Here is a 23,424-nt window from a genome sequence, read left to right as displayed (position 1 = left end):
CTCAGAGGCTCCGCACATAGCGGGCATAGATCGTGCGCCCAGGCATGGCGTAGTCCGCCTTCTCATAATAGTTGATGTCGAAGGCGTTCGCGACTTCGAGGCGTAGCGTGTCCTTGGGTGTCACCCGCCAGCGGCTGCTGAAATCGACCGTGGTGAACCGGTCATAGGTGAACAGCCCGCCCACCCCGTTGGTGAAGATCTTGCCCTGGCTGTTGTCGGTATCGAGCCGATCGCCATTGTAGCGCACGGTCACCGTGCCCGAGACCGGCCCGGCATTGACCGTAGCCGAGCCCATGGCCTTCCAGTCCGCGACGTTGCGGATCGGGGTAACGGCGCCGGAGGGCAGCACGTCCTCGGCCTTGAGGATGCGGGTGACACTGCCATTCAAGCTAAACAGTCTCGGCGCCAGGCCGATCGCCGCGCCGGCATCAAGCGCGAACTGGCCCTCGATGCCGCGCATGCGCGACTTGTCCGAATTGATATAGCTGGTCTGGCGCAGCGTCGGGGTTTCGGAGACGATCGCCGTGGTGATGCGGTTGCGCGTACGGGCGTCGAAATAAGTGACGTCCGCGCTCAGCAGACCGCGCGCGAAGCCAAGACCGGCATCCCAGGTGGTGTTGCGTTCGGGCTGGAGATCGGGATTGCCGAAGGTCACGCGCCGCTGGACGCCGGCGAACTCCTCGCTCTCGCCGGCAAGCTGGATCGCCTGGGCGGGGACGAAAGCGCGACCGATCGTGCCGTGCGCGCGGAAGCCCGCGCCCAGCTTGACTACGGCGCCACCGCGCGGATTGAACACGCCGAAATCGGCCTTGCCCGGGGTGAAGTTGGTCCGGAACGGCGTCGCCCGGGTCATCACGGTGAGCCAGTCATAGCGGCCGCCGGCCGTCAGGATCACCCGCTCGCCGAACAGGTTGAGCCCGGCCTCGGCGAACACCGCCTTGGTCTCGCGGCTTTCGTTCGGGGAGGACGGCGCCTTGCCGGTGCCATTGGCATTGTAGGACAGCCGGTCTGCCCAGACCTTCTGCCAGTCGAAGCCATAGGTCAGGCGCAGCGGCGCGAAGACCTGCCAGCTGTCCTGCAGCTGGGCACCGCGATAGGTGGTGACGGTGCTGTTCGACTGGTAGCCTGTGGCAGCCGCCGGCACCTCGAAATAATTGTAATCCTCGCGCGAGGCATAAGCGACCAGGCGGATGGCGTGATCCTGCGGCGTGATTTCCACGCGGACATCGCCGCTGACCCGATTTGTGCCCGTCGCCGAGCGGCTCTGCGGGTTGAAGGAGCGCGGTCCCGGCGCATTGTTATCGAGGTCCGCAAAGTCGATGCTGCCGTCGATCCGCACGATCCGGCTCAGGTCGCTGCCGACGCGCAGGCGTCCCGAGGCGCGGCGGAAGTCGCTGTTCGGGCGCTTCTCGCCGCCGCCCAGGCGGAAATTGCCCATCTGGTTGACGTAGCCGAGTTCGAGATCGAAATCGGTGCCGCCAAGCAGAGCGCCGCCCAGGCGCATGCCCGAACGGATCGTCTCGAAGCTGCCACCGCCGACATTGAAGGAGCCGGCAAGCGGCCCGGACGAGCGACGGGTGATGATGTTGACCACGCCGCCGACCGCCGATGCGCCATAGAGCGCCGAGGCCGGCCCCTTCAGCACTTCCACCCGCGCAATGCTCTCGGGCGCGATCGTGGTGAAGCTGGTAGAACCTGCCGGGCGGCCATCGACCAGGACGAGCGTGCGGGGGTTAATGGTGAATTCGAAATCGGGCCGCAGACCGCGCAGACCGATACCCGCCAGCCCGTTCGGATACTGGATCACGTCCAGCCCGGCATTCTTCTTGAGCTGGTCGAGGAAGGTGACGCCGACCGTCTGATCGAGTTGGGCCTCGGTCACCACCTCCATCGAGGACGCGACATTCTCGCGCTTCTCGCGCGTGCGGTTCGCGGTAACGACGAGCGCATCTTCCGGTTGCGCGCCCGGAACGCCGTCCGCGGCGCTCTGTGCCGATACCGGCGTTCCGCTGATGACTGCCAGACCCAATCCCCAAATCACATGCTTCACAAATAGCTCCCCGCTTTGATTCAATGATATGATATCTTGTATCCTGCCATGGCGGCGGTTACTGCGGTCGTCAACCCGGAGCTTCCTTGAACAGGACGCCCCTTCCAAGGAATCTCTATTGATGATCGGGAATGCTGTGTTGAAGTCGGCAAAGGGCATTCCGGAGGGGGACAGCAATCCGGCCGCCATCACCAGTTGCCAATCCATTCTCGCAGCCATCCGCGAAGAGAGCGTGCACCTCGCGCTTTGGGCTGATGAAATTCGGTGTCCTCGCTTTGATAAAGGGCGATCCCGTCCCGCGCGATGTCCATGAAGAAGTAGCGACCGTGCGCTAGCCCATCGTTCACCTCATGCATCGTGTGCACGATGAAGTTTACCGGTGTGCGCAGCGTCTTGGTGATCGCCAATTCGCGGTTGAGCCGATCCTCGGCCGTCGCCCAGAACTCGATGCGGTCGGTCAGCTTGTCGTTGTTGACGATGACCAACAGGTCGAAATCCGACTGATAGCCCTTGGCGGTGTGCGGCTCATCGACCCAGCCGCCGCGCGGTAAAATAGGCGACCAGCGCCGTGCCGCATTTCGGCGGTCGGTCTCTGATCGCCTCTTTCCGAACCGGACGTGCGCCTTTCGTTACGCATCCGGCTCTCCAGAAGACATGGCAAAGTCAGGCGTGCCCATCCAACTATAGCGGTACCGGCAGACCGGGGTCCACGCGAGCAGGTGCTGCTCGACATGGCCCTCGCGCCAGAGCCGCCGCGTCGGGCGACGAAGACTGCGGAGATGGTGATCCCGCAAAATGTCGCGCCCGTGCGCCTTTGGGCGTTTCCTCCGCAACCATAGCCAGAGCCTTTTGCCGATATACCAGTCGAGACCGGTAAACACGCGTCCGGCCCGGGCGCAGTAGCGGTAGTAGTTCGCCCATCCGCGCAGGATAGGGTTGATCTCCTGAAGCGTTTCGCCAAGACTGCGCGCCGTATTGAGCGTGGTACGCAGTTTGACCTTTCGACGCAGGTCGGCGGCTTTGGCTTTGGGGATTTCGACGCGCGGGCCGTAGCCGTAGCGCTTGTCCCATCGCATGGTGACGTGGAAGCCGAGGAACTCGAACCCCTCCGTCACCGCCGTGACCCTTGTCTTTTCCGGTGACAATTCGAGGCCGGTGGTTCGGCGGAGATATTCGGCCAGCGCGGATTTCTCCGCGATGGCATCCTCTCTTGTGCCTGACACCATCACCACAAAGTCGTCGGCATAGCGTACCGGGTAGCAGACGCAGAGCCCGGCCCTGCCATCTCGCTGCCGTGCACCCCGTGCCGCTGCCACCCCATCACCTTGGCGATGCCGCCAGCATGAGGCTCAGGCCGCCTGACGCAGCGGTTCCGAGGTGGCGGAAAGGCCAGCGACCTGCGCGGCCCGGGTGACGGTCGGCACGCCTCCCCGCTCGGTGTAGGCGGCGGGCGGGAATGCCATCCACCGGGGCACCCAGCCCTCGACCTTGGCGCGGCCATTGCCGGTCAGGCAGTCGCGCATAATCCGGCGCATGACCTTGCCGGTCGCACCCTCGTTCGCCTTCGCCACCGTGTCGCCCGCCACGTCGCGCAGCACCGCCCCCAGCACCTCGCGGTCCCGGATCATGTCGAGCAGCGTGTCGTCGCCGGTCCAGACCTGCGCCATGTCGGTGCCGAGCAACGGGCCCAGGACTTCGATCAGCGCGCTACCCATCCTCCGGCGCCCCTGGCGCTGCCCGTCGCGGCGATCGTGTTCGCGGGAACTACGTATGGAGCGACGGTGATCGACCCCCTAGCGTTCACCCCCGGTGCTCATGCCGAGGCGGGCGAACGCGGCGGCGGTCCCGAAAAAGGCGAACACGGCGATGACTAGGCTGCGCCTTCACCCTGAACGCCATCTGGTGTCGCGCATCGGCTGGCTGCGTGCCGCAGTGCTTGGGGCCAATGATGGCATCGTCTCGACCGCCAGCCTGATCATCGGCGTAGCAGCCGCCGCAGCGAAGCCGGGCGATATCCTCATCGCTGGTGTCGCGGGACTGGTCGCTGGGGCCATGTCGATGGCGGCCGGCGAATATGTCTCGGTCAGCTCGCAGTCCGACACCGAACAGGCCGATCTTGCGCGCGAGCGCGCCGAACTGTCCGGCGACGTCGATGCCGAAATCCGGGAACTCGCCGGCATTTACGTGAAGCGCGGCGTCGATTCGACAACCGCCGACATCGTAGCGCGGCAGTTGATGGCCAAGGACGCGCTCGCCGCCCATGCCCATGACGAACTCGGCATCTCCGAGATGACGACGGCCCGGCCGATCCAGGCTGCGCTCACTTCCGCGGCGACCTTCACCGCCGGTGCCGCGCTGCCATTGGCGATCGTCATCTTTGCGCCAGCGCCCTGGCTGGTCGTCATCGAAGCCATCGCATCGCTTTTATTCCTCGCGGTGCTGGGTGCTGTTGGAGCGCGGGCGGGTGGCGCGCCGGTCTGGGTCGCGACAATCCGCGTCACCTTCTGGGGCGCGCTGGCAATGGCGCTGACAGCCGGGATCGGCTTGCTGGTAGGAACCGCGGTATGAAACACCGCGCCCCCACTTCGCCCAAATGCTGGTACGGGTGACGGCGCTCGCGCTCCTCGGCTATATTTCCGCCGCGCTGCTGGCCCAGGTCATCGTTGCGATCCTCGTCACGGCACTTCGCCCCCGACCGTCCTTGGTGGACCCTGTCCAGGGCCGCTCGCTCCCAAACGCGGCCTGGACGGGCTTACGCGCCTTTCGCGTCCGATCGCGCGAGGATGAAGATGACGCGACCAGCCAGACTTCCTTCTACCTTGAGCCCGTCGATCAGCAGCCGCTTGCCCCATATCGCGCCGGCCAGTTCCTGACGTTCCAGCTCGAGCTGCCCGATGCCCAGGGCCAGGTTAGACGGGTCACCCGCTGCTATTCGCTGTCCGACCGGCATGACCCGCAAGCGTTTCGGATCACGGTGAAGCGGGTCCCAGCGCCGCGCGATCGGCCCGATCTGTCGCCTGGGCTCGTTTCGAATCACTTCCTCGACAGGGTCGCACCGGGTGCCATCCTTCAGCTACGCGCGCCTGCCGGGGCATTTGTGCTTGGAGACGATCCCAGCGTCCCCGCAGTCCTGATCGCGGGCGGTATCGGCATCACGCCGCTATTCGCAATGGCGCGCGCTGCGCTCGCGACGCAGCCTGACCGCGCGCTCCATCTGTTCTACGGCGTCCAAGACCGTCGCGAACTGGTGTTCGAGGCCGACCTGCTGGCGATGCAGCAGCAGCATCCTAATTTCCACGTGACGATCGTCCAAAGTTGCCCGCTTCCGGGGAAGGCCGAAGGGGACAGCTTTCACGCCACAGGCTTCATCGATGTCGCGCTGCTGCGCCGCGTTCTGCCGCACGGTCGGCACAGCTTTTATGTGTGCGGGCCACCACCGATGATGGCGAGCCTCGTTCCCGCTTTGCGCGAATGGGGCGTGGCAGGCGACGCTGTCCATTATGAAGCGTTCGGTCCGGCCTCGATCGAGTCCCCCGAACAGGGGATCGCAGCCCCGCTCGAAACGCCGATCGAGATACAGTTCGTGACCTCGGCCCGGACGCTGAGTTGGACAGGCGCTGACACGAACCTGCTCGACTTCGCCGAACGCCACGGCATCGCGGTCGACTCCGGCTGCCGATCGGGAAGCTGCGGCACCTGCGAGACGGCGCTGACGGCGGGTGAAGTCGGCTACGCGCAACCGTCGTCCTTCGAGGTTGCCAAGGGCCATTGCCTGCTCTGTGTCGCTGTGCCGACCGGCGATCTGGTGCTCCAGGCATGAGCGGCCTGCGCACCAGCCTGTTGAGCCGCGAGGTCATCCCGTTCTACCTGTCGCTCGCCGCGCTCGGGGGTGCTGCACTGGCACTCGACGCGGCATTGCACCTTGCCAATGCCGTCTGGATCGGTCGCTATCTCGGCATTCCCGGGGTCCTGCTGATTCTTGCGTCGTCAGGCTATTCGATGCGCAAGCGCAAGCTGATCAAGTCGGGCAAGCCGGCCAACCTGCTCCGCTGGCATGAGCGGCTCGCCTGGGCAGGATCGCTGCTGGTCCTCGTCCATGCCGGCATCCATTTCAACGCGATCCTCGCCTGGCTCGCGGCTTGGGCGATGCTCATCAACATCGCCAGCGGCCTGACCGGCAAATATCTGCTGGGACGATCGCGCAAACGACTGGAAGCGACCCGCACGCGGTTGCGCGCGCAGGGGCTGTCGGCGGAAGCGCTTGAAGAGCAGACCTATTGGGACAGCCTCACCTTCGATGTCGTCAAGGCATGGCGCGTCGTCCACCTGCCGATCACGCTGGCGTTCGGCGTGCTGGCGCTGGCGCATATCATCGCGATCTGCCTGTTCTGGGGGTGGAGATGATGCGCCGTTGGGGTCTCTGGCTGATCGTCATCAACCTGTGCGGGCTGATCGCGCTTGTCTTCGCTCTGCCGCACCTGATGGTTGCGCCGGAGCCGCTGATCCCGGCGCACGCGAGCATCACGACGAACTGCTTCGCGTGCCATGCGCCGTTCAAGGGCGCGTCGGTCGATCGCTGCACCAATTGCCACAAGGTCGCCGAGATCGGCATCCGGACCACGACGGGCGCGGCGGTCAAAGCGCGCGGCAATGCGGTCGCCTTCCATCAGTCGCTGACGACGCCCAACTGCATGGCCTGCCACACCGACCATAGCGCGCCCCATCTGGTGAAGGCGTCGCGGAAAAGCTTCGCCCACGTCCTGCTGCGGCCCGACGTGCGTGGCCAGTGCGCGACCTGCCACCGCGCACCGCAAACGCCGCTGCATGCGCAGGCCGGGAAAAACTGTGCGGCGTGTCACACCCAATCCGGGTGGAAGCCCGCGACCTTCGACCATGCCCGCTTCTTTGCGCTGACGGGCCCGCACAAAGCGTCCTGCGCGACCTGCCACACCGGTGGCGATACCCGCCGCTACACCTGTTTCAGCTGCCACGAGCACCAGCCCGACCAGATCCGTGCCAAGCACGCCGAGGAAGGGATCCGGAACATCGAGAACTGTGCGCGCTGCCATCGCAGCGCCTCCGGCGAAGGTCGCGAAGGTGAAGAGCACCGCGGCGGCGGGGGCGATGACTGAACCCGCCCCCCCTTCAGAGATCAACCGAACGCCAAAAGGAACGCCATCATGATCCAGGACATTCTGCTTGTCGTCGAAAATTCGCCGCCCGCCCATCCGGTCATTCGCTCCGCCGACATGATGGCGGAGCGGCTACGCGAGGTGATATTTGGCGCCGTCACCCGCAACCTGTTGGACAAAGCCCGCCTGCCGCTCCAGCTTGCGTGGTGACCGGCCTCCGCGCCAACGGACTGTCCTCGGCAGAAGCGACTGCGCGGCTTGCAGCGGACGGCCCGAATGAGCTTGCCCGGGCGAGGCGGCGATCGGTCCTGCGGATCGCGTTCGAGGTCCTGCGCGAACCGATGCTGGCGCTCCTGCTGGCGGGCGGTGTCGCCTATCTGTTGCTCGGTGATCTGACGGAGGCGTTGATCCTGCTCGGCTTTGCGACCTTTTCGGTCGGCGTGACCGTCATCCAGGAAACCCGCACCGAGCATGTGCTGGAGGCATTGCGTGACCTGTCCGCGCCGCGCGCGCGCGTCATCCGCGACGGCGTGCGCGTGCACATCGCGGGGCGCGAGGTGGTTCGAGACGACCTGATCGTGCTGGAACAGGGCGATCGCATCGCCGCAGATGCGGTGCTTATCGAGGCGAGCGATCTCCAAACCGACGAGTCGCTGCTGACCGGCGAATCCCTTCCGGTCGGCAAGGTCGTCGCGACCGAAGAGGCCGAGCACGAAACGCGCCGCCCCGGTGGCGACGGGCAGCCCTATGTCTATTCCGGCTCGCTGGTAGCGCGCGGCAGCGGCACCGCGCGCGTGCTGGCCACCGGACCCCGCAGCGAGATCGGCCGGATCGGGCAGTCGCTGGCAACCCTCGATACGGAAGCCCCTCGCCTGCGCCGCGAGACGACGCGAATCGTCACGTGGTGCGCCATCGGCGGCGGCACGGTCGCATTACTGGTGGTAGCGCTCTACGGCCTGCTGCGCGGCGGCTGGATCGAGGCGGTGCTGGCGGGCATCGCCATTGGCATGTCGATGCTGCCCGAGGAGTTTCCCGTCGTCCTGACGGTGTTTCTCGCGATGGGCGCCTGGCGGATCGGCAAGGTCGGGGTGCTCACGCGCCGTGCGGCGGCGATCGAAACGCTGGGGTCGGCGACCGTGCTGTGCACCGACAAGACCGGCACATTGACCGAAAACCGCATGTCGCTCGCGGAATTGTGGCTGCCAACGGGCAACGCCTTCATGGTCGGGCCTGAGGTTACGGTCCCGGACGCCTATCACGCCCTGATCGCGACCGCGGCGCTGGCGAGCGCGGCCGATCCGACCGATCCGATGGATATCGCCCTGCATGGCGCTCGCGCCGCAATCCCGTCGATCGCGTTGCCGAACCGGGGACCGGTGCACGCCTATGCGCTGCGCCCCGACCTGCTGGCGATGTCGAATATCTGGGAGGATGCCGATACGCTGTCGATCGCGGCCAAGGGCGCCCCGGAAGCGATCGCCGGCCTTTGCCACCTTACCGGGGACGCGCTCGCAGCCATGACAGCCGCCGTCGAAGCGATGGCGATCCGCGGAATCCGCGTGCTTGCCGTCGCGACAGCCACGCCACCAAATCGCGACTGGGCCGAAACCCAGCGCGCCTATACCTACACGCTGACCGGTCTTGTCGGCCTCGCCGATCCGATCCGCGCGAGCGTGCCGGCTGCGGTCGCCGAATGCCGCAGCGCCGGCATCCGCGTCGTCATGATCACCGGCGACTATGCCGCAACCGCCCGCTCGATCGCGACGCAGGCGGGGATCGCCGACGGCGAGGTGCTGACCGGTTCCGACCTCGAAGCGCTCGACGACGCACAACTCGCCGAGCGCCTGAAGACCGTCACGGTCTTCGCCCGGATCATGCCCGAACAGAAGCTGCGGATCGTGCAAGCGTTCAAGGCCGATGGCGAGATCGTCGCGATGACCGGGGACGGCGTCAATGACGCGCCGTCACTGAAAGCGGCACATATCGGCATCGCGATGGGCAAGCGCGGCACCGACGTCGCGCGCGAAGCCTCCGCCATGGTGCTGCTCGAGGATGATTTCGGATCGATCGTCCAATCGGTCCGGCTCGGGCGGCGAATCTACGACAATATCCGCAAGGCGATGGCATTCATCTTCGCGGTCCATGTCCCGATCGCTGGCCTGGCATTGCTGCCCTTGTTCTTCGGCCTGCCGATCCTGTTCGGTCCTATCCATATCGCGCTGCTCGAAATGGTGATCGACCCCGTCTGTGCCCTCGTGTTCGAGGCCGAGCGCGACGAAGACGATATCATAGCACGTTCGCCACGCGATCCCTCTGAGCCGCTGTTCTCGCTGCCGATGATCGTCTGGAGCGTGTTCCAGGGGGGCCTCGCTTTCGCGATGCTGGCGACGGTCTTTCTGGTCGAGACCTGGGGCGGAATGCCGGAGATCGAACTGCGTGCGCTGATATTCTTCGCCTTAATCGCCGAGATCGTCGCGCTGATCCTGGTCAACCGCTCGTTCAGCGCGTCGCTTGGGCAAGCGCTGGTCCGGCACAATGCGGCGCTGCGCTATGTCGCGGTTGCGATCAGCGGCGTGACCGCGCTGATCCTGTTCCTGCCGCAGGCGCAGCTGTTGCTGAAGTTCGGGGCCATCGCCTGGAGCGATATGGCGCTCGCGGTCGGCCTGGGCATTGTCCTGCTGGTGCTGCTCGAAAGCTGCAAGCCGCTGGTCCGGCGGCTGGCGGCGCGGGTCTCCGTCCGCAAACGCATGGTGGCACCGTGAGCGAGGGCGTACCCGCCACCACGGGACTCGCACGTATCACGCTCGTGGCGCTGGTCGCCGTTGCCACGCTCGCCTTCCTTTGGCTGATCGCGCCCTTCTCGGGCGCGATTCTCTGGGCCGTGATCGCAGCCGTGCTCTTCGAACCCTTCAACACGCGCGTGCTTCGCGGGATGCCACGGCGGCGGGGCAGCGCTGCGATCATCACGCTGCTTGTCATCGTCATCGTGGTGGTGGTGCCGGCGATGCTGTTGGCGGCGGCCCTTCTACGCGAGGCCACCGCCTTTTACGCGCGCATCCGCAGTGGAGACATCGATCTCGGGCGCTTGTTCGTGGATACGCAGGGACACCTGCCCAGTTGGGCCCGAAGTTGGCTCGCCGATATCGGCCTCGGCGACATGGGCGGCGTACGCACCAAACTCGGCCAGGGCTTTGCCAGCAGCTTCCAAAGTGTGGCCGGACAGCTTCTCAATATTGGCCAGGGGACATTCGCCTTCTTCCTCGCCCTCGGCGTGATGCTGTACCTGACCTTCTTCCTGCTGCGCGACGGGCACGCGCTGGCTGCGCGGATCGAGCGCGCCATTCCGCTGCCCCCCGACCAGCGCGTGGTCCTCATCGCGAAGTTCGTCGCGGTGATCCGCGCGACCATCAAAGGCAGCCTGATCGTCGCTGTCCTGCAGGGGGCGACCGGCGGCCTCGTGTTCTGGGCGATCGGCATCCCGGGTGCGTTGCTCTGGGGTGTCGCAATGGGCGCTTTCTCGCTGTTCCCCGCCGTCGGCACCGGGCTCGTCTGGGTGCCGGTGACGCTCTACCTGCTGGCGACCGGCGCGATCTGGCAGGCGGCCGTGCTGGGCGCGTGCGGCTTTTTCATCATTAGCAGCGTCGACAATATCGTCCGCCCGATCCTGGTCGGGCGCGACGCGCGCATGCCCGATTACGTCGTGCTCATCGCCACGCTCGGCGGGTTCGAACTCATGGGGTTCAACGGCTTCGTCGTAGGGCCGGTGATTGCGGCACTGTTCATGGCCGTCTGGGAAATCTTCGGAAGCACGCAACCGCCTGCCTTGGCGATCCTCCCGACGCCACCGGTGAGGAAAAGTCCATGAACAGGCGGCAACTGCTTATCGGCGCCGGCACGACTGTCGCGCTTGGCGGAAGCGCGACTCTGCTCACCCTGTCGGGCATGGGGTCCTCTGTGGACTATGCGGCCGACATTGCCCCGCTCCGCAAGCCGCTGGACGATCCTGCGTCGTTCCGCGATCTCATCCGCTACGCCACGCTCGCGCCCAATGGTCACAACACGCAGCCTTGGCGGTTTGGGCTCAGAGAGAAGCGGATCCAAATCTTACCGGATTTTTCTCGCCGAACACCGGTCGTCGATCATGACGATCACCATCTGTTCGTCAGTCTCGGCTGCGCCGCCGAAAACCTGTCATTGGCATCCGCAGCGCGTGGTCGCCCCGGAAGCGTCCGCTTCGATCCATCCGCCGCTGGATCGGTCGCTCTCGATTTTGCGAATGGGCCGGTGCGAACGTCGGCCCTCTTCGACGCGATCCCGAAGCGCCAGTCCACGCGTGCCGACTATGACGGTCGCACGGTCAGTTCGATCGATCTCGATCTGCTCGCTAAGGCGGCGACCGTTCCCGGCGTCGATCTGGCGCTGCTTACGGATCGCGCGCGGATCGACCGTTTGCGCGATCTGGTGGTGACGGGCAACACTGCGCAGATGGCCGATGCGGCTTTCGTGCGCGAATTGAAGTCCTGGCTGCGCTTCAACCCGCGTCAGGCGCTGCGAACGGGCGACGGCCTTTATAGCGTGGCGAGCGGCAACCCTGCGCTTCCGGACTGGCTGGGACCACCAGCGTTCGACTGGCTGTCGACGGCGGCATCGCAGAACGACGCCTATGCGCGCCAGATCCGTTCGTCCGCGGGCATCGCAATCTTCGTGGGTGCCGGGGAATCGCCGGCGAACTGGGTGGCGGTCGGCCAGGCCTGCCAACGCTTTGCGTTGCAGGCGACGGCGCTTGGGCTCAAGCACGCCTTTATCAATCAGCCTGTAGAAGTCGCCAGCCTGCGTCCCGATCTGGCAGCACTTGTCGGTTTAAAGGGCCGACGTCCCGACATCGTCATGCGCTTCGGCTATGGGCTGTCGCTGCCCTGGTCGCCGCGCCGGCCCGCCGCCGCCGTGATCGAGACGTGATGGCCGGCTTTTCTATGAGGTTGCGCGCGACACTTCGCGCCATCAAGGGCGTCCACACCGTCGTTTGAGGATCTTCGTGCTCGGGGACGGCGCGCCCTGTGTTTGCGCGGGGCGAGTTGGCGTTGTCGGTGATTCTGGCCATCGTCGTAGGCGAGGATGCCATACTCCGCCTCAATCACCCGCATTTCCGACTGGCCGATTGATGCCCAGCATATGGCAGCTTCTGTCAGTTGCAGACATTCAAGCGCCAATCCAGGAACGGCCGACTTTGGGTCGGAAGCTGCGCGACTGCAAAGCGCCCCAATATAAGCCGTTCAGCATCCCCGCTCGAATTCCCGAAAGCGGTCGTCGTTCTTTTGCTTTTTTGGTTCGCTTGGATATGAGACGCAGGCCGCGTAGAAGAACGGCAGTGAGCGGCACGTGTCACCCAAAGGCGGTGGGCCGTCCTTCGCGGTCGACTGCAACCATCGTAAAGCGCGCAGACCCGGCCAGGCGGCGTTCGCCTGTCACAAGTCCTTCCGCCCAAAGGTCGACAGCGATCTGCACCGACGTTCGGCCGGTACCAACCGGCCTGGCTGCAAGTTCGACCAACTCACCTTCACGGATCGCGGACTTGAATTCGATCTTGTCCGACGCCACCATCACCATCACCATCACCATCACCATCACCATCACCGCGCGCGCGTGTCGGGTCGCGGCGATAAACGCCGCCTTGCCCATCATCTTGAGCGCGTCGCCGCCGTAGAGCGTACCATAATGGTTGGTCTGTGGTGGGAATACGATCTCGATCATCCGCAGGAAATCGTCGTTTGGCGCGGAAGCCGTCAGGTCGAGCGGCGGGAGCGGCAGGACCGTTTCGGCCGCCTTCACCGCGACCATCGCAAAGCGCCCGCTCGCGCAGATGCGTCGCTGACCGGTAACCAGGGCTTCGGCAACGAGTTCGACCTCCACATCGAGCGAACTCTTGCCGACGCGAACGACGCGACCGGTGGCCTCGACCATTTCGCCGATGCGTACCGGTGCCCTGAAATCGATCTTGTCCGATGCTGCGGTAACGAACGGTGCGCGGCCATGACGTGTGGCGGAGATGAACGCCACTTTGTCCATATGCGCGAGCGCCACACCGCCGAACAGCGTGCCGTGATGGTTAGCATCGCCAGGGAAGATCATGTCGATCAACTGGACGGTACCGGGCGCAACGGCGGCGAAGTCGCTGCTCATCGATCTGCGCACGCTACCGAAACATGGGTTCCGACCTTGAGCCCTGAAGATGGCGCTGGACAGCGCATCTGATTGACGGGCGTCAGAGTGTGAAAGTCGCTGCAGTGGAAGACGAGCGGCATGACCGAGTTGGCCAACGATGCGCGATGAAGGCGAAACAGGACGATGTCGTGGTCTCCGGCAGGTATCTCCTGCTCGAGCGCGCACTCGAGCCAGGCTGTTGCACCGGCGAGGAACAGCGCGCCGTTGGTGGTCACGTCATAATCCAGCCCCCGAAACCGGTCGTCGCTGCGCTGCGCTAACTGACGCGCGACTGCGGCGTGCCCGTGGCCCAGAAATGAGATTCCGATCCGGTCGCACCCGCGCAATTGCTGCCAGGTCCACGACTCGTGCTTGATGCACACCGAGACCAAAGCGGGGTTGAGCGAGATCGCCACGAAGGCGCTTGCGGTCATGCCGATCGGCTGGTCCCCATTCATCGCGCACAATGCCGTGACACCGGTCGGGAACCGGCCGAACAGCTGCCGCAGATCGCTGTCGTCGTCGATATCGCGGAGGATGGTCATAGGGTTCGATCCTTGAATGGCGACTGACTGGAGGGAAGTCATGCCGGCACGGTCGCCATCGCGGCGCGAGGCTCTGGCCGCAGAGCATAGCGTCGGGCGAGCGCCGCGCAGACCATCAGTTGCATCTGGTGATACAGCATCAACGGGAGGACGATCAGGCCCACCGTGCTGGCCGGAAAGACGATGTTCGCCATCGGCAGGCCGCTCGCCATGCTCTTTTGCGAACCGCAAAAGGCGATGGTGATCTCGTCCTCCACCGGCAGGCGCACCAGACGGCTGACCAAGGTGGTGAAGCTGAGCGCCACCACCAGCAGCACGAGATCGAGAAGGATGACCAGCGCAAAGCTCTGCGGCGTCACTTTGCTCCAGATGCCGGCAACGACGCCGGCGCTGAACGCCGAATAGACGACCAGCAGGATCGACCCGCGATCGACCATCATCGTCAGTGTCTTCTGGCGGCTCAGCCAGGCCCCGACCAGCGGCCGGGCAAGCTGGCCGATGACGAAAGGCAACAAAATCTGCAGCGCGATATCGCGCACCGCGTCCGGCGAGATGCCGCCACTGCTGGTGGTCAGCAGCAGCGCTGCGAGCACCGGCGTGATCGCCACCCCGGCCAAGTTCGACAGCGACGCGCAGCACAGCGCGGCGGGAACATTGCCGCGCGCGATCGAGGTCAGCGCGATCGACGATTGCACCGTGGAGGGCAATAGGCAGAGGAACATGAGTCCCGTGACGAGGCCGCTGTCCAGAAAGCCGCCCGTCATTGCAATCAGTGCGAACCCGATGACCGGGAAGACGATGAAGGTGGTGGCGAAGACCAGGCTCTGCAGCCGCCAATGGGTGATGCCTTGCCAGATCGCCTGCCGCGAAATCTTCGCGCCATAGATAAAGAACAGCAGCGCGATCACGGCATGCACGACCTGATCGAGCACCTCTTTCCCGACGCCCCGCACCGGGATGATCGCGGCCACTAGGACCATTGCCATGATCGCGAAGATATAGGGATCGAGCCGCAGGCGGCGCAGAACAGCATTCATCGGCTATTTCCTGTATTGGCCGCGCCACCGCGACCGGATGCGCCACCCGGCGACCCGATGGACGCATCGCCGGGCGACTTTCGCCTACGCCGTCAGTTCCTTGCGGACGATCTCTGCCCCCGTACCCAGCGCATGCAGCTTGCCCTGCGCCACGCGGCGCGAGAGCGGGGCCATGCCGCAATTGGTCGACGGATAGAGTTTGTCGGCATCAACGAAGGCTAGCGCCTTGCGCAGCGTATCGGCGACTTCTTCGGGCGTCTCGATCGCGTCGCTCGCCACGTCGATCGCGCCGATCATCACCTTCTTGCCGCGGATCAACTCGATCAGGTCCATCGGCACGTGCGAGTGGTGACATTCGAGGCTGACGATATCGATCTTCGACTTCTGCAGATTGGGGAAGGTCTGCTCATATTGCCGCCATTCGGAACCCAGAGTCTTCTTCCAGTCGGTGTTCGCCTTGATGCCATATCCATAGCAGATGTGGACCGCCGTCTCCGCCTTGAGCCCTTCGGCCGCGCGCTCCAGCGTGGCGATCCCCCAGTCGTTCGCCTCGTCGAAGAACACGTTGAATGCCGGTTCGTCGAACTGGATAATGTCTACACCCGCCGCCTCCAGCTCCTTCGCCTCCTCGTTGAGGATGCACGCAAACTCCCAGGCCAGCTTCTCCCGGCTCTTATAGTGCGCGTCGTACAGCGTATCGATCATCGTCATCGGCCCGGGCAGCGTCCATTTGATCGGCTGATCGGTCTGCGCGCGCAGATAGGCGGCGTCCTCGACGAACACCGGCTTCGGACGCGAAACGGCACCCACCACCGTCGGCACGCTGGCGTCATAGCGGTTGCGGATGCGGACCGTCTCGCGCTTCTCGAAATCGACGCCGCTCAGATGCTCGACAAAGGTTGTCACGAAATGCTGCCGGGTCTGCTCGCCATCGCCGACGATCGTGATCCCCGCGCGCCGCTGGTCATCCAGCGCCAGACGCAACGCGTCCTGCTTACCGGTGGCCAGTTCATCGCCTTCCAGCTTCCACGGCGACCACAGAGTCTCGGGCTGCGCAAGCCAGGCGGGTTTGGGTAGGCTGCCGGCGGTCGAGGTGGGCAACAACATCGTCATGTTCGGACATACCTTTGAAATCAGGGGGATCAGGCGGCGAAATTGGCCGACCATTGTTCAAGCACTGCGCGATACGGCCTGATGAACCGCTCCTCGGCGAACCGGCCCTGTTCGAACGCCAGCCGGCTGCGCTCCTCGCGGTCGTAGACGATGCGGGTCAGCGAATAGTCCTGATATTTGAGGCTCGGGCTATACTGTTCCGCCGCTACCGAATTGGCGTTGTAGATCTCGGGGCGATAGATGCGCTGGAACGTGTCCATCGTCGCGATCGTGCTGACCAGCTCGAGATTGGTATAGTCGCCCAGCAGGTCGCCGATATGGTAGAAGGCGAAGGGCGCAGCGCTGTTGCGCGGCATGAAGTAGCGAACCTTCATCCCCATCTTCGCGAAATAGTCGTCGGTCGCCGAGAATTCGTCATTCTCATATTCGAAGCCCAGGATCGGGTGCTCGTTGCCCGTGCGGCAATAGGTCTTGCTGCTCGACACGCTGAGGCAGATCACCGGCGGCTTGGTGAACTCCGCACGATATGCGTCCGACTTCACGAACTGCTTGAACAGATTGCCGTGAAGGTCGCCAAACCCGTCCGGCGTACTTGAATCGGGGTGCGCCTTGCTATGCTCGGGCAGCACCACGCTGAAGTCATAATCGCGGATGTAGGAGGAGAAGTTGTTCCCGACGATGCCATCGATCCGGGCACCCGTCCTTTTGTCGATGATCGTGGTCTTGAGGATCTCGATCAGCGGGAACGCGTCCTGAGCGCCGTTGGCGGCGACATGCATCTCGGCGGTGACGATGGTGAGCTCGAGCGAATAGCGGTCGCCAGCCGGATTGTCCCAATGCGCCAGGGAATTGAAGCGGTTGTCGATCATGCGCAGTGTGTTGCGCAGATTCTCCTGGCGGCTCTCGCCGCGCGCCAGATTGGCGAAGTTGGTCGTAATCCGGGTGTTATCGGCCGGTCGATAATCCTCATCGAACGGGATGCTCTTGAGCGTGAACGTGAAAGCGCTGTCGGTCATCGTCGGTACCCTAACTGCATGTGTCGTGCAGGGGCCGAAGGAAGAACGCGCACGATGGACGGGAGACGGCGGATCGCCGTCAGCCCTGCGTCAAGCGCGATCCACCGGAGGAACCCCCGTCCGAGGAACGTTATCGCGTCGGAGGCAGGTCTCCTGGCTCACGGGTCATCGCAGTGGCTCCGGCCTTCCCGAGCGTCTTGCGGACGCTCAGTGACACAAAATGGAACCGCCACTCGCCGCTTACAGTTGCGGGGGCAGCGCCGGATTCTGTCCCGAAGGACACCACCGACTTCCCGTCTTAGCCCCGCCGTCATGCCTGAGGCGAGGAACCTCGACGCATCGCTTCAACACCATCGAAACAGCGATGTCAATACTAATATAAAGATATCTTTATATCGTTATGACATGAAGTTTCTCGGTAGTGGCGGTTGTGGGGAACCAGGCTTGGCGTATGATGGGCGGACACGGGCGGTCGAGGGCGTGACGCGCAAGGATTCGCCAATGACCTGGTCTACAAGCGGCGCGAGATCGAGAACCACGTGCTCGGCCATGCGGTCCGATGGCATGTGGCGCACCGCGTGGTAGAGAACGGGCGGCAGACGGTCGTGTTCAGAAAATGACGAACTTCTGGGGCGATCGGTTGACGTGCGTCGGCTTGGCCCACCGCCGCTCCCGAAAGCAGACAGGCTGGTGACGGCCCAGCTGCCGTCATTCATTTGGCTGATTCAGCAATTAGAAAGCGCGCCCACGCGTTCATCAGATCGCGCCTTTTGTCGAAGAAGTCGGTTCGGCGATACGCTGCCTCCACGGCGTTTGGAATCTGATGGGCCAGCGCCTTCTCAACCACTTCCTTGGGCACATTCGTGCTCTCGGCCGCCCAATCGGCAAAAGTGCTCCGGAAACCGTGCACCGTTGCATTGTCGATCTTCAAATCGCGCAGCACCTTGAGCATCGTCATGTCGCTGATCGCCTTTGCGCGGTAGCTGCTGAACAACAAGGACCCCTGCCCTACCTCTCCACGCAGTTCGAAATGCCGAGCCCGCAAGGTCTTCAAAATGCTGACAGCCGCCGGCGCGAGCGGCACGACATGCGCTTCCTTCATCTTCATCCGCGAGGCTGGGATCGACCAGACCGCCTTTTCCAAGTCGAACTCGCCCCAGGTTGCGCATCGCATCTCATTCGACCGGACCGCTGTCAGCATCGTCAGCTTGAGCGCATCGCGTCCCAAGGTTGAAGGTAGACCCAAAAGCATCTTCATGAAGGCCGGCGCATCGGCATACGGCATCGCAGCGCGGTGGGTTACCTGTCGAGTTTGGCGCGGTAACCCGCGCGTTACCGAGCGTAGCGAAACCTCCTCCGGCACCAGTCCCTTGATGTGAGCATAGTCCATCACCGTGCCAATCCGCTGGAGCACCCGCTTGGCGGTATCGGGGACGGTGAGCCAGATCGGCTCCAACACGGCGAGAACTGCCACACTGTCGACAGCCGTCACAGGCTTCGCACCAATCGTAGGGAACACATGTCGCTCGAAGCTTGAGATCCAGGAGGCGTGGCGCTGATCCTTCCAGCCCCCCTTCATCGCGTCGTAGCACTCCCGCGTCACGCGCTCGAAGTTCGGCGCCGACTTGCGCCCCGCACGCCGCTCGGCAGACGGATCAGCGCCGGAGCGCACTGCCTGTCGAAGATTGGCAGCAAGGATGCGCGCATCCGACAGTGGTACATCGTGCGCGGCTCCCAAGCCAAAGTCTCGACGCGTGCCTGCGTGTTGAATGCGCAGCACCCAAGAGCGGGTGCCGCTGTCGCGGACAAGGAGGTAAAGTCCATGCATATCGGCATGTCTGCCTGGTCCGGCATGTCGGACCTTGAGGGTCGTAAGCGGCATTGTGACCTCGTTCTGAAGTCCCACATTTCGTCCCACACTTCGAGCGACATTTGGCGATAACCTGTGGGACCTACTGATCCCGACATTTCCGCTAATCCGCTTTCAGATCAATAGGTTGAGACGAAATGAAGGTTACTGAGATTTCAGAGAGGTACCCGTAGGGGTCACCAAAACGCCATCCCAGGGCGTCCGAGAATGTGCCATAAGTGGCTGTTTTCTGCGATTTTTTTGTGGTATAAGCATCCCAGTCGGATCGGCGAAATACCACTCCATACCAGCAATCTGATGGTATTTTTGATGGCATCACGCCGGTCGCTTGGATGGAGACACCATCATGGCGTTGTCGGTCGTGGCGATCAAAGCGGCCAAGAGTCGCGAGAAGACGTACAAGCTGAGCGATAGCGACGGGCTCTACCTCCTCGTGGCACCGTCTGGCGCTCGCTACTGGCGGATGAATTACCGTCATCTTGGCAAACAAAAGACCCTGGCCTTCGGCGTATGGCCGGACACCGGGTTGGCCGAGGCTCGCGCTGCCCGTGACACCGCGCGCAAAGTGCTGGCACTTGGTGATGACCCTGCCGAACGAACCAAGCTCGACCGGATCGCGGCGACGGTAGCCGCGTCGAACAGCTTCAAAGCAGTGGCGGACGAATGGCTGCTCAAGGTCGAAAAGGAAGGCCGCTCGGCAGTCACGATGAAAAAGCTGCGCTGGCTGCTAACCTTCATCAATGCCTCGATCGGAAAGCGCCCCGTCGCCTCGATCTCGGCGCAGGAACTGCTGCTGATGTTGCGAAGGAGTATCCATCCGGTGAAGGCCGCGACGAGGTCAGAGATCCTTCATGAATGCTGAGCGGCGATCGTCGAGAAGCTCTTCGAGGCAGTGTAGCCCGCTTGAGGTGAACGCGGTGATGGGGTCTGCGGCTTCATCGAGGCTGTCGATGACGCTGAGGCAGCCGTCCTCGGGCTCCATTTGCGTGGCAAGTTCCTCGACGACCTCGATGTCGACGCCGAGATAATCGGCCGCGTAGCGAGCTGTGAAGGCCGTCGAGGGGGCGGCCATCAGGCCATCAGGCATCCCTCGGCGTGAAGCGATCGGCATAGCAAATCGTCGTCCCCCCGCTCGCCGCGTCGCACGCTGCCCCCGACCGCCTGCGCCTGCCGAAAGGTCAGCCAGCGCTGCGAGGCATACCGCCCCTCGATCACCGCAGCCCAGAGAATCAGCACATTAATCCCCGAATAGCGCCGCCCAGTCACGGCATTCGCCGGCATTTTGCAGCCGCACGCCGCAGCATCCCAAGGCTGCACCCAGGGCAGCCGCCCCTGCTCCAGCTCGGCAATCACGCGCCCCGTCACCTCGGCATAGAGGCTTGCACGATTCTCACTCCTGACACCCATAGTCCACCCTCCTTCCAAAACACCGCAACCGGCGCCGGAAGGGCGGGGGGAGCGGCAGGAGCGAACCGGCAGTCCTGCCGTCGGAGGCAGGCCGCACCCGCAGGGCCGTAACGGAGTGAAGGAGCCGGGCAGCGCCCGGCTTGCGGCATGCCGCGGCAGGACTAGAGGCGAGCGACGCTTCCCCCGCCCTTTCCGCGTGCCGGCGCACCAACGCCGCCGCGCCTCAGCGCGGCGACCATCCTGTCAGCGCAACCGCGCTGCCGGGCGCCGCCAGCGGCCGGACCAAAACCGCACCCTTGCAGCCATGCGGGCCTGCGCGGGCGGCGTGCGCGCGCCAGTCCGTGCGCCAGCCGCTGCCCGTGCCTCCCGCCCGGGCAAGTGTGCCACGCGGGCACCAACAAAACGCGTGCCCTGGTGTCGCCGCAGGCGTGCGCCAGTGCGCGCACCGCCCCCGCGTTCCGCTGCCGGCATCCGCCGGCCAACGATCCGCAGGATCGGCCCGCGTCAGCGATCAAAACCCGACGGGCCGAGACGCCGCAGAGCGACTCGGCGCCGCGATTCGCGGCGTGAGAGCGCAGTCATGCCGGAGGCGTGAGACGCCTTGAGACCTCGCGTCTAAAAAGTTCAATCTACGCCAGAATATCTTTGTGCAGCCAAATACCGCCGATGCTCCGACGTGCCCGAAGGGGGTCTTTTCACACGCCAATTTCGGTCTCAACGTCGCCGAGGGCGCACCACCCACGCGTACTCAGTTCAAGGTGATAGCTATGCAACCCGACACCCCCGACCGCATACTCCGCATCAGGACCGTCCTCGAACGCACTGGCCTCAGCCGCTCCACGCTTTATCGGAAGATGGGCGAAGGCACCTTTCCTCCAAACACCCGGATCAGCACCCGCTGCATCGGCTGGCGAGCGTCAGCCATCGCCGCATGGCTCGCTAACCCCATGTTTTATCGGGCCAACGACTTATAGCAAGGCAGGCCCCGAAGCATTACCCGACAATCCCGGCGAGGTGTTTGCCGACAGCGCCTATCGCGGCAATCATTTTCGCGATGCCGTGCGGGCAAAGGGCCGCATACCCCGGATCGTCGCTACCGGCATGTGGGGCCGCGATGAGCAGGAGGCGCTGCACAAGCTCCATGCATGGAACCAGCCGATCCACCGGGTGCGCGGCCGGATCGAGAAAATCTTCGGAACATGGAAACGCTGCTATGACCTGCGCCGAATGCGATGGCGAGGTCTCGCCAAAGCCGCCGTCCAGGTCCACCTCACCGCCATCGCCTACAACCTCAAGCGCACCATGAACATTCTCACGGCTCAGGCACGAAGCCTGCAACCGCTTTGATCAGCGCGATCGCAAAATACGGCAATCGCCTCCGCGACTTAGTAATACCGTGCGTTTCAAAACTCTACACCCACACACGCACAGGTCTCATTACTCAGCGGTGTTCTATCTCGACAGGCTGGATGCCGCGCGCACCGTTTATGCCGAGAGCCGCATCGCGCCCCGGAGACGCTGAAATGGAATCATTATAGAACCAGACGATCGACCTTTCCGTTGATGTACAGCTTCTCGATATTCGAAAGCGATACCCCGCTAGACACCATTTTGTTGATGATCGAGTGCATGCGCGCAATGCGCTTGCACCCATTGGCAATAAGCGTAGCATTTTGAAACCATTTGCTGTCTATGATCAAGCCGCCCTCTGAACTGGTAACGGAGCCAAATATCTTCATGGCTATGATTCGTCGCCATGCGGTGGTCGGGCAAATGGGAAGCGTCTCGCATAGCACTTTAAAATAGACCGGCTTGCGTAAGCTCATCGGCGGAACCTGATCGACCGCGGCATAAGCGAAGGCCAGTTCATCATCGTACGTGACGCCGCGAATGTTTCCTGCGCTTATTGCGGAGACCAGCATGAGTCCGGTCCAGTCGCTGAATATACCTTGCATACCTTCTACGGAAAGCAAATGAAGATCAAGAGATGCGAGAAAAACTAGATCCTCGCTATAATTCTCTTTTACGGAAATCGGTCGGGATATTTTTGCGAATACGAAAATATCCTCAAGCAGGGTGATCGTAATGTCATGCATTTCGATCAGCAATTTGCGCACCTCCGGTCGGTCGACAACCCCACCCCTGAGAACCACCCCGTCATCGCGCAGATCAACCAGTTCGAGTTGAGACAGGCGATGAAGTGCGCGGCGCATTGTTTCGTAAGGCCGATGGAATGAGCGCGCCATGGCCCGAATCGTGATGGGCCTTCCCACTTGGCGCGATCCCGGCAATAGTGAATGTGGGAACATACGCTCCGTTTCCGCTAACAGCGCGACGAAGGCACTGGCGGCCAAATAATCGCGATCGAACAATCGTGATAACGCGACAGCGTAACTCAACTGAATTTCCGTCAGAAGCCGTATTACTAATCGATATGTTTCCAGCGTCTTATTTCGCGTCAGGATTTCATCCTTCGCAGCTCGCTTGTCGGGATCATAGTGCTGATTGAGGAATTCGTCGGCGATCAGCCCGATATGTGAATGGGGCAGATTGGATATCCCTGCCAACGACAATGGAAAGATTAATGAATTCAATATCTTAATATCCATTTCACTGAGTCGTTAACGCAGTTCGCGCGCGCGTTAGCAAACGCAGGTTCGGTAATCAAAAGCTATATCGCACGCATTTTTCCAAAATGAGCCAACCCGATCTGGCCCGGGCGAACTACCCACGGGTATCGCCCCGTCAATCGAAAATTTCATGCGGCTGGTGGTGGAGGGGGTACCGGATGACATGAGGCAGGCCGCCTTTGTGCAAACCATCATGGTCTGACGTGACGGGCGTTTCACTCCTGGCAAGGAGAGAAACGTCTGGTCGCTTAATAGCGCGGTTGTCACATGCCGCCGCCCAGCAGGTTTGAGGGCTGCGGGATCGTCAAGGCGTGTCGATCGACGTCCTTGGTCTTCGCAATTGCGAAATACCGCTCCCCGCAGCGCTCATGATCATCTCCATGACCATGAGATAAATCTGAAAACTATTCCATTTTCAAAGAA

General features: G+C 63.3%; 22 protein-coding genes, 2 pseudogenes and 1 riboswitch. Of the genes and pseudogenes, 11 read left to right on the top strand and 13 right to left on the bottom strand.

The features are described from left to right. Position 1 precedes the first annotated feature (1 nt). From TS85_RS05250 to TS85_RS05235, 4 genes and pseudogenes are all read right to left on the bottom strand, one after another. The gene (locus TS85_RS05250; RefSeq protein ID WP_227698686.1) at positions 2–2,050 is read right to left on the bottom strand and encodes a TonB-dependent receptor plug domain-containing protein; all 2,049 of its coding nucleotides are present in this window, start codon (positions 2,048–2,050) and stop codon (positions 2–4) included. Positions 2,051–2,241: 191 nt separating this feature from the next. Next, positions 2,242–2,595, bottom strand: a pseudogene (locus tag TS85_RS05245) (nucleotidyltransferase domain-containing protein); the annotation flags it as partial. A gap of 84 nt (positions 2,596–2,679) precedes the next feature. After that, positions 2,680–3,366 (bottom strand): group II intron maturase-specific domain-containing protein, encoded by a 687-nt coding sequence (locus tag TS85_RS05240; RefSeq protein ID WP_077228476.1) that lies wholly within the window; start codon positions 3,364–3,366, stop codon positions 2,680–2,682. Between the two features lie 33 nt (positions 3,367–3,399). Further along, complete coding sequence (locus tag TS85_RS05235; RefSeq protein WP_044330847.1) at positions 3,400–3,765, bottom strand: hypothetical protein; 366 nt, start codon at positions 3,763–3,765, stop codon at positions 3,400–3,402. A gap of 151 nt (positions 3,766–3,916) precedes the next feature. Here TS85_RS05235 and TS85_RS05230 point away from each other — a divergent pair, with 151 nt between their 5' ends. The 8 genes from TS85_RS05230 to TS85_RS05200 are packed head-to-tail and all read left to right on the top strand — an operon-like array spanning position 3,917 to position 12,141. Further along, positions 3,917–4,618, top strand: coding sequence for a VIT1/CCC1 transporter family protein (locus TS85_RS05230; protein ID WP_044335909.1), 702 nt, complete (start codon positions 3,917–3,919; stop codon positions 4,616–4,618). A 25-nt stretch (positions 4,619–4,643) separates the two neighbouring features. Further along, complete coding sequence (locus TS85_RS05225) at positions 4,644–5,870, top strand: 2Fe-2S iron-sulfur cluster-binding protein (protein ID WP_077228475.1); 1,227 nt, start codon at positions 4,644–4,646, stop codon at positions 5,868–5,870. Next, a complete protein-coding gene (locus tag TS85_RS05220; protein WP_227698685.1) occupies positions 5,867–6,454 on the top strand; it encodes a hypothetical protein in 588 nt (195 codons plus the stop codon). Before TS85_RS05225 ends, TS85_RS05220 begins: the two co-directional genes overlap by 4 nt. Then, on the top strand, positions 6,451–7,182 hold the full coding sequence (locus TS85_RS05215; protein ID WP_044330846.1) for a cytochrome c3 family protein: 732 nt from the start codon (positions 6,451–6,453) through the stop codon (positions 7,180–7,182). Before TS85_RS05220 ends, TS85_RS05215 begins: the two co-directional genes overlap by 4 nt. 48 nt (positions 7,183–7,230) lie before the next feature. Beyond that, on the top strand, positions 7,231–7,392 hold the full coding sequence (locus TS85_RS25245; protein ID WP_155006311.1) for a hypothetical protein: 162 nt from the start codon (positions 7,231–7,233) through the stop codon (positions 7,390–7,392). Next, entirely contained in the window at positions 7,389–9,944 is a 2,556-nt protein-coding gene (locus tag TS85_RS05210) for a cation-translocating P-type ATPase (protein ID WP_227698684.1), read from the top strand. The genes TS85_RS25245 and TS85_RS05210 overlap by 4 nt, the downstream gene beginning before the upstream one ends. Next, positions 9,941–11,047: an AI-2E family transporter gene (locus TS85_RS05205; protein ID WP_044330843.1), complete on the top strand. Its 1,107-nt coding sequence runs from the start codon at positions 9,941–9,943 to the stop codon at positions 11,045–11,047. Before TS85_RS05210 ends, TS85_RS05205 begins: the two co-directional genes overlap by 4 nt. Continuing rightward, positions 11,044–12,141, top strand: a complete 1,098-nt coding sequence (locus TS85_RS05200; RefSeq protein WP_044330842.1) for an Acg family FMN-binding oxidoreductase — start codon at positions 11,044–11,046, stop codon at positions 12,139–12,141. The genes TS85_RS05205 and TS85_RS05200 overlap by 4 nt, the downstream gene beginning before the upstream one ends. A 423-nt stretch (positions 12,142–12,564) precedes the next feature. Here TS85_RS05200 and TS85_RS05195 read toward each other — a convergent pair whose 3' ends face one another. The 6 genes from TS85_RS05195 to TS85_RS05170 form a co-directional block, all read right to left on the bottom strand. Next, entirely contained in the window at positions 12,565–13,362 is a 798-nt protein-coding gene (locus TS85_RS05195) for an acyl-CoA thioesterase (RefSeq protein ID WP_044330841.1), read from the bottom strand. Next, positions 13,359–13,928 (bottom strand): flavin reductase family protein, encoded by a 570-nt coding sequence (locus TS85_RS05190; protein ID WP_077228473.1) that lies wholly within the window; start codon positions 13,926–13,928, stop codon positions 13,359–13,361. Before TS85_RS05190 ends, TS85_RS05195 begins: the two co-directional genes overlap by 4 nt. A gap of 38 nt (positions 13,929–13,966) precedes the next feature. After that, a complete protein-coding gene (locus TS85_RS05185) occupies positions 13,967–14,965 on the bottom strand; it encodes a bile acid:sodium symporter family protein (RefSeq protein WP_044330840.1) in 999 nt (332 codons plus the stop codon). 84 nt (positions 14,966–15,049) lie between these two features. Further along, positions 15,050–16,078, bottom strand: a complete 1,029-nt coding sequence (locus TS85_RS05180) for a methionine synthase (protein ID WP_044335899.1) — start codon at positions 16,076–16,078, stop codon at positions 15,050–15,052. Positions 16,079–16,107: 29 nt separating this feature from the next. Continuing rightward, positions 16,108–17,094 carry a DUF1852 domain-containing protein gene (locus TS85_RS05175; protein WP_044330839.1) on the bottom strand — a complete coding sequence of 329 codons (987 nt, stop codon included), beginning with the start codon at positions 17,092–17,094 and terminating at the stop codon, positions 16,108–16,110. A 126-nt stretch (positions 17,095–17,220) separates the two neighbouring features. Then, positions 17,221–17,442, bottom strand: a riboswitch (cobalamin riboswitch). 364 nt (positions 17,443–17,806) lie between these two features. Beyond that, on the bottom strand, positions 17,807–18,976 hold the full coding sequence (locus TS85_RS05170; RefSeq protein ID WP_044335897.1) for a tyrosine-type recombinase/integrase: 1,170 nt from the start codon (positions 18,974–18,976) through the stop codon (positions 17,807–17,809). 334 nt (positions 18,977–19,310) lie between these two features. On the opposite strand from TS85_RS05170, the gene TS85_RS05165 reads away from it, so the two are divergent. Next, positions 19,311–19,826, top strand: a complete 516-nt coding sequence (locus TS85_RS05165; RefSeq protein WP_227698683.1) for a tyrosine-type recombinase/integrase — start codon at positions 19,311–19,313, stop codon at positions 19,824–19,826. Here TS85_RS05165 and TS85_RS05160 read toward each other — a convergent pair. Both TS85_RS05160 and TS85_RS05155 read right to left on the bottom strand, forming a co-directional pair. After that, positions 19,803–20,051 (bottom strand): hypothetical protein, encoded by a 249-nt coding sequence (locus tag TS85_RS05160; protein ID WP_077228472.1) that lies wholly within the window; start codon positions 20,049–20,051, stop codon positions 19,803–19,805. The two genes, TS85_RS05165 and TS85_RS05160, sit on opposite strands and share 24 nt — an antisense overlap. After that, a pseudogene (locus TS85_RS05155) lies at positions 20,050–20,371 on the bottom strand (ArdC-like ssDNA-binding domain-containing protein); the annotation flags it as partial. The gene TS85_RS05160 and the pseudogene TS85_RS05155, both read right to left, overlap by 2 nt. 767 nt (positions 20,372–21,138) lie before the next feature. Here TS85_RS05155 and TS85_RS24510 point away from each other — a divergent pair. After that, positions 21,139–21,345 (top strand): helix-turn-helix transcriptional regulator, encoded by a 207-nt coding sequence (locus TS85_RS24510; protein ID WP_077228471.1) that lies wholly within the window; start codon positions 21,139–21,141, stop codon positions 21,343–21,345. A gap of 40 nt (positions 21,346–21,385) precedes the next feature. Further along, positions 21,386–21,718: a transposase gene (locus TS85_RS05150; protein WP_227698682.1), complete on the top strand. Its 333-nt coding sequence runs from the start codon at positions 21,386–21,388 to the stop codon at positions 21,716–21,718. 185 nt (positions 21,719–21,903) lie between these two features. Here TS85_RS05150 and TS85_RS25240 read toward each other — a convergent pair whose 3' ends face one another. Further along, on the bottom strand, positions 21,904–22,980 hold the full coding sequence (locus TS85_RS25240) for a hypothetical protein (protein WP_155006310.1): 1,077 nt from the start codon (positions 22,978–22,980) through the stop codon (positions 21,904–21,906). Positions 22,981–23,424: the final 444 nt, after the last annotated feature.

The sequence above is a fragment of the Sphingomonas hengshuiensis genome (genome assembly GCF_000935025.1).
GTDB lineage: Bacteria > Pseudomonadota > Alphaproteobacteria > Sphingomonadales > Sphingomonadaceae > Sphingomonas > Sphingomonas hengshuiensis.
The sequence above is the reverse complement of the archived record's forward strand: the minus strand, read 5'-3'. Positions and strand labels throughout refer to the sequence as shown.